This is a genomic window from Bartonella sp. AA56HLJMS (assembly GCF_042197145.1).
GTDB lineage: Bacteria > Pseudomonadota > Alphaproteobacteria > Rhizobiales > Rhizobiaceae > Bartonella.
In genome coordinates this window covers 16,510-29,544 of sequence record NZ_JBHIRL010000018.1, presented here as the reverse complement: position 1 = coordinate 29,544, position 13,035 = coordinate 16,510, and the positions used below count along the sequence as shown (strand labels likewise).

Annotated in this window: 7 protein-coding genes and 2 pseudogenes; 5 read left to right on the top strand and 4 right to left on the bottom strand. The window is 36.2% G+C overall.

All coding sequences use genetic code 11. The annotated features are described in order from the left end of the window. The 5 genes and pseudogenes from ACFINI_RS08215 to ACFINI_RS08195 all read left to right on the top strand — a co-directional run. Positions 1-213 (top strand): annotated as a pseudogene (locus ACFINI_RS08215) (virulence-associated protein E); the annotation flags it as partial. Between the two features lie 105 nt (positions 214-318). After that, positions 319-609, top strand: coding sequence for a CopG family ribbon-helix-helix protein (locus ACFINI_RS08210; RefSeq protein ID WP_375610963.1), 291 nt, complete (start codon positions 319-321; stop codon positions 607-609). After that, positions 606-878: a type II toxin-antitoxin system RelE/ParE family toxin gene (locus tag ACFINI_RS08205; RefSeq protein WP_375610964.1), complete on the top strand. Its 273-nt coding sequence runs from the start codon at positions 606-608 to the stop codon at positions 876-878. Before ACFINI_RS08210 ends, ACFINI_RS08205 begins: the two co-directional genes overlap by 4 nt. 139 nt (positions 879-1,017) lie before the next feature. Further along, positions 1,018-2,016, top strand: a pseudogene (locus ACFINI_RS08200) (DUF3987 domain-containing protein); the annotation flags it as partial. Positions 2,017-2,570: 554 nt separating this feature from the next. Beyond that, complete coding sequence (locus ACFINI_RS08195; RefSeq protein ID WP_375647588.1) at positions 2,571-7,529, top strand: DEAD/DEAH box helicase; 4,959 nt, start codon at positions 2,571-2,573, stop codon at positions 7,527-7,529. 1,088 nt (positions 7,530-8,617) lie between these two features. Here ACFINI_RS08195 and ACFINI_RS08190 read toward each other — a convergent pair. The 4 genes from ACFINI_RS08190 to ACFINI_RS08175 all read right to left on the bottom strand — a co-directional run bounded on the left by ACFINI_RS08190 (position 8,618) and on the right by ACFINI_RS08175 (position 13,030). Then, on the bottom strand, positions 8,618-9,088 hold the full coding sequence (locus ACFINI_RS08190; RefSeq protein ID WP_375630440.1) for an SMI1/KNR4 family protein: 471 nt from the start codon (positions 9,086-9,088) through the stop codon (positions 8,618-8,620). Between the two features lie 251 nt (positions 9,089-9,339). After that, a complete protein-coding gene (locus ACFINI_RS08185; protein WP_375630439.1) occupies positions 9,340-9,702 on the bottom strand; it encodes an HNH/ENDO VII family nuclease in 363 nt (120 codons plus the stop codon). Between the two features lie 87 nt (positions 9,703-9,789). Next, a complete protein-coding gene (locus tag ACFINI_RS08180) occupies positions 9,790-12,351 on the bottom strand; it encodes a DUF6990 domain-containing protein (protein ID WP_375647592.1) in 2,562 nt (853 codons plus the stop codon). Between the two features lie 106 nt (positions 12,352-12,457). Then, positions 12,458-13,030, bottom strand: a complete 573-nt coding sequence (locus tag ACFINI_RS08175) for an SMI1/KNR4 family protein (protein WP_375647585.1) — start codon at positions 13,028-13,030, stop codon at positions 12,458-12,460. Between the last annotated feature and the right edge of the window lie 5 nt (positions 13,031-13,035).

The following is a 13,035-nucleotide window of genomic DNA, read 5'->3' as shown; positions in this document are numbered from 1 at the left end:
ATTCATAGAACCTTTTTAAAAGACAATGGCTGCAAAACAGATCAGAAACCAGCAAAAGCCATGTTGGGATCTGTAACGGGTGGTGGGGTGCATTTAAGCCAAGCCAATCCAAAACATCTGGTTATTTGTGAAGGCATTGAAACGGGGCTGTCTCTGCTGTCTGGGTTGTTATCAGAGCCCGTTAATTTATGGGCTTCTCTTTCAACCCTATGAAAATGCAAAATAGATATAAAATATCTATTCTAATAGTACCTATTGAAGAAACAGTAAAAATACATTACATTAGAACTACTTTGTAACACATTAAGTGGTCGTAAAATGGCTGAGACAACATTTACCTTTCGCGTCGATGATGTATTAAAAAATGAATTTTCCAAAGCAGCAAAGGCGTGTGATAGATCTGGTGCACAATTATTGCGCGATTATATGCGCGATATCGTAAAAGAACAAAAAGAAAAAAGTGCATACGATTTATGGTTTCGGGAACAAGTTCAATTAGGGATAAATTCTGCTAATGCAAGTGATATAATGTCTTCTGAAGAAATCGAAGCAGAAGCAAAAGAATGGCGCTTAAAGACACAAAGTAAACTAGATAGATCAACTTTATGAAGCTAATTTGGACACAAGTAGCACACGTTGACCGCAAAAAGATACGTGAATACATATCACAAGATAATCCTTCCGCTGCCTTAAAGTTTGATCAACTTTTATCTGAAAAAGTAGAAAAACTTGTTAAATTTCCTACCCTTGGTCGTTTAGGACGAATTGTAAATACACGTGAACTTATTGTACATCCAAATTATATCATGATTTATGATATTTCAAATGGCGTTGTGCGTATTTTACGTGTGCTCCATACAAAGAAAAAATTTCCTTAATCAACTGTATTTTTATTTATTTTGTAATTGAAGAAAATTATTTTCTACAATACTGCGCTCCGTATCAGTAAATAATGATAAATTATTATTTTTCTAATATTGCGAATATGATTGCATAATGCACTTTGCACACCGCTTAGTTTCTACTCGTAAAAATGAAGATGACACTATTGTCAATGATGTGTCTGTTGAAAAGCTTGGGGAACTCTTAAAAGAAAACCCCCGTGGTCTCTTAATGGTGCGTGATGAATTGGCTGGCTTTTTAGCCAATCTAGAAAGAAAGGAATATCAATCAGACCGCGCCTTTTATTTAACAGCTTTTAATGGCGATGATCAATTTACTTATGACCGTATAGAGCGTGGAACCATTTTTATCCCTTATGTCACTTTATCCATGATTGGAGGCATTCAACCTTCACGCATTATTCCGCTCATTCAAGCCATACACCGTGGAATAAACGATGACGGTTTATTGCAACGCTTTCAAATGATTGTCTGGCCCGATGACAATAAAGAGTGGCAATTGGTTGATAAACCGCCCAATCAAGAGGTCTGGCAAAAGTATGAAGGGGTATTTCGCTCTTTTCGTGATAAACGCTTAGGTTCTCCCGAACAACCACTGATTATGCGTTTTTCTCCTAAAGCACAAGTGAAGTTTTATGAATGGTTCGAGCATCTTCATAAAGAGGCAAAAGGAGGTACTCACTCAGAAAGCTTACAATCGCATCTTTTAAAAATGCCAAAGACCATAGCAAGCCTTGCGTTAATTTTTGAACTTCTTGATAGTGGTGGTTTAGAAATTGGTCTCTATGCCATTACAACAGCCTTGCGTTGGGAAAAATATCTGTTAAGTCATGTCAAAAGACTTTATGCGGCGGGGGATACATTAACAGCAGAGCGTGCAAAATTAATTGTTGAACGCTGTGATTGTTTACCCGATGTTTTTACAGCAAGGGATGTTTATAAACGTGATTGGAAATATTTAACAGACAATCAAACCGTTAAGCAAGCTTTAGAGCTTTTATGTCGTTGTAACTATATTCGTGAAATCTCTGGAGAGAATAACTCCCAAGGCGGTCGACCTACCATACGTTATGAATGGCACCCTTTAGTGAAAAGTCATAAGACATCACACTGAGGCAATTTGGAAATCTTATAAAACATTAAACAATATAACAGTGAACCTTTAAAGCACTTCCCATCATTAGTTTTGGGGGGGTATGGGGGTTTTGGGGGGTCTTTTTACCCCCCCCTTTATATATATTTTTTAATACAAAATAAAAGTTATTATATTTCAATAAGTTAATCTTTCAAATAAACAACCTATATTAAACATAACACATAAATACAATTTTTAATATATATCTAAGAGGGTTTTGTAGGGGTTTTGGGGGTTTTAAAAACAGACAAAACCTATCAAAATACTCATTCTGATATTTTAAAGAACGTAGTACATTTATCTTGATGAATACGTGAAATGAATAGCAAATTTCACTACTTTGCTGATCTTATTCCATGTCATGGGCTGTTGATAAGCAGCCTTAAAGACCCCTTTTGAAAAAAATATCGGCTTTTTTAGCAGTTTTTTTCCCTTTTTTATCGTTATTTGCTTTAAGTGCATTTAATTTAATTCGTTTTGATTCTTTTGATAAATATTAATCATCTCATAAGGTAAGGGATTTTTATTACAATATGCTTCAATCTATTAAGTATGATAATGAACAATTCACTTTACGCTCCCTTTTACAATCCTATCGTGAACAGGCAACATCAAATGCTCTACGGGGGAAAGTGTTTGAAGATTTTGTGACAAAATATCTTATGCATGACCCTCTCCATTATGGACGATATGAAAAAGTTGAGAGCTATTATGAATGGGCTAAAGAGCGTGAAGGTTGGAATAAAAATGATATCGGCATTGATCTGGTTGCCAAGCTTCGCAATCAAGAGGGCTATGTGGCTATTCAATGTAAGTTTTATCGAGCAGACCATCAGATCAGTAAAAAAGATATTGATAGCTTTATCGCTGCCTCTGGAAAAGACATCTTTAAATATCGACTTCTCGTTGACAGCACAGAAGTGGAATTAAGTGACAATGTGAATGCCATGATTAAAGGACAAGCGATACCCGTTTATCGTATTGACCTTCGTCATATGGAAAACAGTCGTATAGACTGGCAAATATTTGCAACGAAAAAAGAAGTTGTTCTGAAATCAACAAAAGAGCCTCGTCCCCATCAAGAAGAAGCCATCAAGAAAGTCTGTGAAGGTTTAAAAGAAGCAGATCGTGGCAAGCTGATTATGGCATGTGGTACGGGGAAGACTTTCACCAGTTTGAAGATAGCAGAAACCCTTGCTGGGAAAGGCAAGCGTGTTTTGTTTCTGGTCCCTTCTCTGGCTTTAGTCTCGCAAACAATCCGTGAATGGACAGCCGATGCACAAGTCCCGTTGCGTTCCTTTGCCGTGTGTTCGGATACAAAAGTAGGCAAGCGTCGTAAAAACCAAGATGATATTATTGGTATGGAAACATCAGATCTTGTTCTCCCTGCTACAACAGATGCGAAAGCCCTTGCTAAAGAAGCTTGTGAAAACCTCGCAGATGCAATGACGGTTATCTTTTCAACTTACCATTCTATCCAAGTGCTTTCGGATGCACAAAAAGACCATGGGTTACCTGAATTTGATCTGATCATTTGTGATGAAGCCCATAGAACAACTGGGGCTTCATTGGGAACTGAAGACAATGAATCTGAATTTATCAAGGTTCACGATAACAGCATCATTCGGGGCAAAAAACGTCTGTATATGACAGCAACGCCGCGTATCTTTAGTGACACTGCTAAAAGGCGGGCGGATGAGATCAATGCTGTTTTGGCATCTATGGACGATGAAACCCTTTATGGCAAACAACTTCATCATTATACCTTCGCGGAAGCTGTCGATAATGAACTTTTAACTCCTTACAAGATTGTGGTCTTGGGTATTAATGAAACCTATATCACACCAGCCATACAGGAGATTATTGCCAATGAAAACCGTGAAATTGATTTAGATGATGCGGCAAAAATTATTGGCTGTTATAGAGCACTTACCAAAATAGATAAGCAAGCGGCTGTTGATGATGATGATACAGAGCCCATGCAATGTGCTTTAGCTTTTTGCAAAGATATCAATACCTCTCAATATATAACAAAGCTCTTTAATAAAATTATCAAATCTCATATTGATGATTTCCTTCAAACCGTTCCCTTTCTAAACTGTGAAGTAAGACATATTGACGGAACGCAAAGCGTCAAAAAACGCAATGAGGAATTGGATTGGCTTAAAGAAGATGCGGGTCAAAACGTTTGTCGGATCTTAAGCAATGTTCGGTGTCTTTCAGAAGGGATTGATGTCCCTGCTCTTGATGCCATCATGTTTTTACACCCGCGCAATAGCCAAGTGGATGTGATACAGGCAGTAGGGCGTGTGATGCGTCGTGCTCCAAATAAAAAAACGGGCTATATCATTTTACCCATTATCATTCCTTCACACTTAGAAGCCAAAAAGGCTTTAAAAAACAATAAGAGATACCGTGTTGTTTGGCAAGTTTTGCATGCTTTACATTCTCATGACGAAAGGCTTGCTCGGACAATTAATCAGATGTCTTTAGGACAAGATAGCAGCCATACGATTGAAATTATAGAGATTAAACGAGCCAATGAATTAAAAGAGCTTACCACAACGGTTGATGAGATCTCGATACCATCCAAAACAGAAAGTTCTGGACGTGTCATTGGAACAGCAGAAAGCAAATCTCAATCGGTATCTGGAGGACAAGGAGACCTATTCCGCCGTTCTGAATTTTTTGATTTTGTCAAAGCCATTTTTCTGGATAGTTTTAAAATCACGGATTATTGGGGCATATGGGCGAACAATGTTGCTGAGATTGCTCAAAACCATATCAATCATCTTAAAGATATGATTTCCGATGAAAAGAGTGAAGCCTTTCAGGCCTTTGATGCATTCCATAAGGAATTAAAGAACAACGTCAACAGTGAAATCAAGCAAGAGGAAGCGATTGAGATGTTAGCGCAACATCTTGTCACGCGTCCCGTGTTTGAAGCTTTATTTGACGGTAATGAATTTGTACAGAACAATGCCATTTCGCAAGCCATGGATAAGATCTTAACGGCACTGGATAAAACAAATATCGAAGAGAAAACGAAAGATCTTGATCAATTTTACAAAAGTGTCATGTTCTGTACAGCAGGGATTACAGAAACTCATGCAAAACAGAATCTTATTATCAAGCTTTATGAAAGTTTTTTTGCCAAGGCATTTAAGAAAACCACGGATAAGCTTGGAATTGTTTACACGCCCGTTGAGGTTGTTGATTTTATCATTCATTCCGTTAATGATGTTTTAGAGCAAGAGTTTGGAAAAAGCTTGGGATCACGGGGTGTCTCTATCCTTGATCCTTTCACCGGAACGGGTACTTTTATCACGCGGCTGTTACAATCTAAACTGATCAAACCAGAGGATATGGAATACAAATTCCGTCATGATATCCATGCCAATGAGATTGTTCTCTTAGCCTATTACATAGCAGCGATTAACATTGAATCGACGTATCATAGTCTTATGAAAGGAGAGTATATTCCTTTTAAACATATTGGCTTAACCGATACGTTTCGGATGCTTGAAGAGAAGAACTTACTACAGGAATTGTTTAAAGAAAACAGTGAATATTTAGAACATCAAAAGAAGATGAATATTGAAGTTATCTTTGGCAATCCTCCTTATTCAACAGGTCAAAAAAGTGCTAATGATAATGCAAAGAATACACCTTATCCGATATTAGATGACCGCATTCGTGAAACTTATGCCGCTCAGTCAAATGCAAATCTTATACGAAATCTATATGATAATTATATTCGTGCCATTCGCTGGGCTAGTGATCGTATTGATAATGCTGGAGTAATCGGTTTTGTTTCTGGTTCTGGTTACATAGAAAAGTCTACAATGGATGGTTTACGAAAATCTTTAGCCAAAGAATTTAGCAGTATTTACGTACTCAATTTACGAGGAGATCTTCGCAAAAATATGTTAAGCAATGGAGTTGCTCAAGAAGGTGAAAATGTTTTCGGCAATGGTAGTATGACTGGTATTGCGGTAACGTTATTTATTAAAAATCCCAATGCTATTGGACCTTGTAAAATTTACTATCATGATATTGGTAATAATCGTACGATAAAAGAAAAATTTACAGCTCTGGAATGTTTTGGTAGTGTTGGTGGCATTACGGATAAAAAGGGCTGGCAAGTAATTGCACCAGATAAGCATGGTGATTGGATACATCAACGTGATGAGAGTTTCGAAACATTCCTAGCTTTAGGAGATAAGAAAGGACATAATAAAAAGCTCTTTAAAACGTTTTCTTGTGGTATCTCAACTAGCCGTGATGCGTGGGCATATAACTCAAGCCGTGAAGCTTTAGCTAAAAATATGCGTAATATGATTAATTTTTATAATAGTGAAGTGAAACGTTTTAATGATATTTATCACACTGACTGTAAAACACGTACAAAAATTGTAGATAATTTTGTAAATTCAGATGCTAAAAAAATCAGTTGGAGTCGTTCTCTTAAACAACAATTAATTAGTGGAAAGATTTTCGAATTTGAAGATAAATACCTTATTCAAAGCCTCTATCGCCCTTTTACACAACAGTGGCTTTATTACAATCGCATTTTTAATGAGAGAGTTTTACAATTCTCTATAGGGAAAGCGGTAAAAAATAAGGTAATACAAGTTACAGGCGTAGGAGCAAGAAGTGGATTTTCTGTTTTGATGAGTAAGGATTTACCTAACCTTCACGCAATAGATACAGGTCAATGCTTTCCAAGATACTTTTATGAAGATATTACCTCCTTAAAATCTAAAGATAATAACCAGTCACATTTATTTACGAATTCTATAGAAAAAAGCAACAATGCTGATTTACAACGCCGTGATGCCATTACAGATGCGGGATTAGCACATTTTAAAGCAGCTTATCCTAATGAAAAAATCACTAAGGATGATCTATTCTATTATGTTTACGGTATACTTCATTCGGAAGATTATCGTGCCCGTTATGCTGATAACCTCTCTAAAGAATTGCCTCGTATCCCGTGTGTAAAGAGTGCTGATGACTTTTGGAAATTTGTAACAGCAGGGCGTGAACTGGGTCATTTGCATGTGAATTATGAAGATGTAAAACCTTATCCAGTAACCTTTAAAAAGGGTAATCCAAAACAGACAGAGATCTCTAATCCGGAAAAATTCTATTATGTAACTGAAATGAAATTCGCAAAAATTAAGAATAGTAAGGAAAAGGATAAATCGACTGTTTTTTATAATAGCAATATCACAATAACAGATATCCCTCTTGAAGCTTATAAGTATATCGTCAATGGCAAACCTGCTCTTGAATGGGTTATGGGGCGTCAATGTGTAAAGACTGATAAAAAGAGTGGCATTGTCAATGATGCCAATCGCTATGCTGTTGAAACCATTGGCAACCCTGCCTACCCTCTAGAGTTATTTCAGAGGGTTATTACCGTAAGTTTAGAAACCATGAAAATCGTTAAGAACTTACCAAATTTGGTATTAAGAGAAACTGAATAACTTAAAAGCATGCTCACATAATGAGTGTGATAACCTTACAAGGGGTATAAGGTCTTATAGCTATAGGTTCCTATACCCCCTTTATACATTGCTTACATACAATCTCTAAAAGGAGTGTTTATATGCGTTATTCTAAAAAAGAGCATTTGCACTTTTTAACACTGTACTTTGGATTGCTTTAAGGCTTATAAGAAATCCCATCTTAAAGTGAATTAGATTTTTTACATTGCCTTTAAAAGATTATACCGTAATCTAAAATGAGTGCTTTATTGTTTTCAAAAGCTTTATTTAAAGAGAGTTATATATATTCATTTTCTTATATTACTTATAGGTTTTGAAGGTTTCTCACACCCTCAAAATACCTTCAAAAATATACCGTTGGTTGTATTTATAGGTTGTGTTTTAATATAGATTGTATCTCTAAAATGCTAATATATTGAAATATAATGACTTTTATTTTTTATTGAAAAATATGTAAAGGGGGGGCGTAAAAAGCACCTCCAAAACCCCCAAAAACCCCTAAACCTCCAAAACTCATAACCATAATGGTCTTGATAGCATTTCTTATGAGTTACAAGCTATCTTTTGAAAGGCTTAAAGGATCATATGCTTTTCATAAAGCACGTTGTAATCATTCTCTAAAATCATAAGTTTATCTATTCAAATGAACTTATAAAAATTCATAAAAGGGATTTTGATAACGTAATCAGTTTTTACTTTCATACGCTTTTCATAAGACACGCACTAATTACTCACTAAAATAATCTAGTTATCAGTTCAATTTACTGACACAAACTGACAAGTTTTAATCAACTCACATCATTGGTTATCTTTAAAGATTGTACTATTGATATGAGTTGTGTTATTAAAATAATAACATATTGAAATATAATGTTTTTAATTTTTTCTCATTTAAAAAAATGCCATAGGGGCTAAAAAGAACTGACAACACTGACATAGGTCTATTAAAAGGTATTTTTCTCATCTCTATAATTGTCAGTTTCTATTGAGATGTTTTCATAACAGGCAATAAATCGCAATTATCCTATTATCAACTAGTTGTATAACATCATCTAAGGTATAGGTTTTCATGAATTTTCCCCTGCATACTCTTTAATTCTTTTACAGAGAAATTCATAAAAATTACTTGCGTAATATTCGGAATCTTCAGATGTATACTTGAGATAGAGTGGGCATTCACCATCCCGAAACTGCGTATAATCAAAATAAAAGGTTTCACCAAAATCAGTTGTGCAGATAACAAGTTGTTTGGGGTCCGTAAAGCCATCTCTTCTATCAAGCAAATTTCGGTAAACAATATCACCAGCAGGAATACCTGCACAGATTTCATAAATACTGAATATTTCTTCACCTCCAACTTCTCCGCCTCCATAATTTTTTAAAAAACCCTTATAGGAAGAGGTAAATTGTAAATCGAGAGTGTTCTCAGCTGTTTTAATCCGTACATCATCAGGGGCATTATCTTTAGTACCAAAATTAATAGCATGACTATGCATATCAATATATTGTGCAACATCCGATAAAGTATAACTTTTCATAAATTTTTCTCCATAAGTCACAGTGTGTTTTTACTCATAATGAGTGTTTCTACTGATCAATATTCTCTACTATAGCCAATGGAATTTGGATTACATTGATAGAATATAAAGGATGTTTTCTTGAAGGAGCTCTTTTCTCATTTGTCTCTGTGCAATCATCTCGCATTTACAATATATGATATAATTAAAGGGGATGATCATTAAAGCTTAGAGAGCGCCTTTTAGTGTCATTACTCCAATATTTGCAATAATTACTTTTTCTTTTTTCTTGCTGAGGAGTCTTTTTTTGAAATCCAACAAATAACTTTTCTGATAAAATTTTCCTTTGGCTTCATAGGCGCAACAAAACTCTTGTCTTGATAAAATGAGTAGAGAACCTCAGCCATAGGACCTTCTTGTGTCATAGGATATAACATAATAGGCCTACAATCGACTCCAATAGGAGCTCTTCCTGATACCATTCTTTCCACATTTGTACCTGTTACTATCTGTCCTTTTTCTTTCCAAGAAGAAACTGTTTCAGGCTCAAACAGCTCATCTCCCTGATAAACTTTTTTACCTTTAAATTCCACAGGTTCAGCTGCTCCCATAATTTTTTTCTTTATCCATTTCATGATTCATAAGCCCCTCGATTTTTTCAAAATAATCAATGTATTCTTTGTTCTAAATAGACTTAACAAACTCTCCTTCCAAGAAGGAGGTTATTCCTCGCTAGAAAGCTCTAAGTGACTATCAAAATCTTTTGCTACCCATTCAATCAAAGCGTAGCTCACTTGCTTCACCTTTGCTACTTCTTTGGCTAAAGCTAATGCACGTTCAAGGTGGGTTTTGTTGATGCTCTCGTCAAAGCCTAGGTGATCACCTGCCGTAAAGCTTTTCTGATAAGATTGCAAGGCTTCAACATCACCCAATAAAGCAAGAGCGCCAAGATGAAGTAAAGCATAATCCGTAGACGTGGCGCCTTTTTCCCAAGGAGCTATACCATAATCAGAGCGAAGTCTTTTAGAAAGGTCAATGTCTTTGACTGACCATTCTAGCGCATCATCAAGTGCTTGCTTTAAGCGATCCGCAGTAACTTCTGGTTCAAAGATTTCTAATCCCTTGGCTTCAAAATTAAGCTGTATATCTGGAATATCTTCCGTGTGGGTAGGATCAATGAATTTACAAGCGGTGGAAAGAATGCCCGTGCTAATCATAAAGGCGCTATCAAATTGCGGGTAGTCTTTGGCAATTTCGTCGTTATAAAGAATATCTACTTCACGATCAGCCAATTGATAGCTTGCCATATAATCATTCTCATTGATTTTCTCGGTTGACCAGCCTAGGATTTTTAAAAGTGCATGAGCACTTTCCATGGTGAGACGATCATCAGTGTCATCCGCTTCATTTACTTCTTCTGCCACTTCAACAGAAGTTGTTTTAGAAGCAACAGATGCTGTTTGCGCATCCAAGCTTAAAATCGGTGCATTTTTCGGAAAACCTGCTCGATAACCCCGTGCAAGAGTAAGAGAGTTGTCAATCGTATATTTCGTGATACCTTCCACAAAGCCTAGATGGTTCTTTGCCCTGAAACTTTCCTTATAAAATTTGAGCTTTTCAATATCACCAATCAGAATGAGTGCTATAAAGTGACGTGCCACAAGGTGAGCTTCACTGTTTGTTGGCAAAGCGGCATAATCATAGATGATTTGATTGACATTTTGCCGATCAGCCCACTCAAGTATATCTGTACAAATCTCCTTTAGCTTGCCTTCATCCAATTCAGTACTAGAAACTGTATAAAATTCTTCTGCCTCTTTGAGAGCTATATATTGGGGCAATCTAGGAAACATCTCTCTATGAGCAGTAGAAAAGCCAAGTGTTGAAAGCGAAGCCTTAAATACAACAATCGGCTCTTCTTCATCACTTTGAAGACTGTACATTATATTGATGATACGGTCTTTACTTACAAAATAAGCATTGCGATCATAGTTCTTATCGCGATAAACTGTCCACCCCATCCTTTTTAAGTCTTCAGAAACTGTATTAAGAAAAGACAAATCTTGCAAACTAAGACGATCATCTATGGCTTTTCGCTCATTAAAGATTTTCAGATGCTCTTCAGCAAATTGAACTGCGTGATTAACATACTTCTCCACTTCACGGTCTTCTAAATGTCCAGAAATCGTACCGGCTTCTAAAAAATTTTGATAAGATTTCAGGATATCAATTTGACCTGTCAATGCTAAACAAGCTAAATGCCAGACTATACGTATATTGTAGCTATACTTTTGAACACGTGTTTTGCTTTCTATTGATGCTTGTAAATCTTGGGCACGTGCCCATTGTATTATTCGCTCAGAGATTTTGATAAGCTCTTTCTCATCTAATGTCTCTACACAAATATCAATGCCTTTATCAAAACCACTAAAAATCCCCCCCCCAATCGTGTTAAAAGAATTATAAGTATTTGTAGGTGATATGCACCGATACTCCCCACTATAGTGAATATATTTACAAGCTACAGAAATAATTTCATTAGATATTTCAGCTTCAATACGGACATTGTAATTATCATGAAGACGTATAAAACCAAAATCAAATTGAATAAAGCGGTCGGGCAAAACCAACCACATTTTTCTAGGCTCCGTAGAAAACCACCCTTGTGTTTTAAGAACGCGCATTGCTGCTGTGAGACTCATCTGTTGCTTTTTTGGCTTTTTACGCATTAGAATATCGTCTAATTCCCCATTTTTATAGGCCTGTGCAAAAAAAAGCAGGCGATCATCCGATGTCATTGTTTTATAATCTGCAAATTCTGGCACAGATAGTTTTGGGGTAGATCTATCACTCCTTAAAGCCTCCATATCACCAAGTAATGCTTGTGCAACGGCAGAATGATTAGTAGCTTCCTCGCACAACTTTTTTTCAATATCCTGTGCTTGCGCCCATGCAATCACTCTATTTAGAGCGTCCTTAATATGGCTTTCGGAAAGATCTGAAGGTTTAACATTAAAATCCTCCTTCGCGTAAAACAGCACATCTTCATATTTACGCTGTGATTTTTCACCTCTAGAATATTCCCGAGCAAGACAATAAGCAGCGGTGGTGAGATCAGCCGAAAGCAAAAACTCTTTGCCACTCTCTCCATAATTTTTTACACCATAGCCAATGCCAATAATGCGATCGGGAAGATGATAATGCGCAAAAGTATCACCCACGTTATCACGATAAGGCTCCCAGCCCAGTCTTTTTAAAATCTCTGTGACATCTTTGGTTTGCATCATGACTCACTTATCAACCAATTGTGCAACATCATCTAAGGTATAGGTTTTCATAGATGATCCTCAAAACGTGCGTTATAAACGCTCCATATTTCCTCTATCAATTTCACCTCTTCCATAGTTTTTTCCAAAAACTCTTGTAAAAAGGTATAGGTTGCGGAGTGGGAGCGTTCTCAATCTTTTCAATTGGTTGGTCTCCATCAGGTATCTCTTCTCCCGCGCTTTCTTTAATTCTTTTACAAAGGAATTCATAAAAATTACTGGCGTAATATTCACAATCTTCAGATGGAAGCATGACATAAAGTGGGCATTCTCCATCCCGAAACTGCGTATAATCAAAATAAAAGGTTTCACCAAAAGCAGCATCACAAACGATAAGCTGTTCTAGTGTTGCAAAACCACGTTTCCTATCATTTAAATTTTGGAAAACAATATCATCAAAAGGAATATCTTCTCCACACTCCTTATAAAGCCTATAGATTTCATAACCACCAATGTCCCCGCCTTTATAATGTTTTAAAAAAACTTTATAGGAAGATGTGAATTGCAAACCAAGAATTTCCTCAGCTTTTTCAATCACGAGATCATCAACCTCCTTATCTTTGCTAGCAAAATTAACAATATCACCTTCATATTTATCAACTAATACTGTAACATCATCTAAGGTATAGGTTTTCATCAATT

Coding starts and splice junctions, on each gene's coding strand:
- ACFINI_RS08190 (WP_375630440.1), bottom strand. CDS start 9,088: ATGAAAAGTTATACTTTATCGGATGTTGCACAATATATTGATATGCAT.
- ACFINI_RS08180 (WP_375647592.1), bottom strand. CDS start 12,351: ATGCAAACCAAAGATGTCACAGAGATTTTAAAAAGACTGGGCTGGGAG.
- ACFINI_RS08185 (WP_375630439.1), bottom strand. CDS start 9,702: ATGAAATGGATAAAGAAAAAAATTATGGGAGCAGCTGAACCTGTGGAA.
- ACFINI_RS08210 (WP_375610963.1), top strand. CDS start 319: ATGGCTGAGACAACATTTACCTTTCGCGTCGATGATGTATTAAAAAAT.
- ACFINI_RS08205 (WP_375610964.1), top strand. CDS start 606: ATGAAGCTAATTTGGACACAAGTAGCACACGTTGACCGCAAAAAGATA.
- ACFINI_RS08195 (WP_375647588.1), top strand. CDS start 2,571: ATGCTTCAATCTATTAAGTATGATAATGAACAATTCACTTTACGCTCC.
- ACFINI_RS08175 (WP_375647585.1), bottom strand. CDS start 13,030: ATGAAAACCTATACCTTAGATGATGTTACAGTATTAGTTGATAAATAT.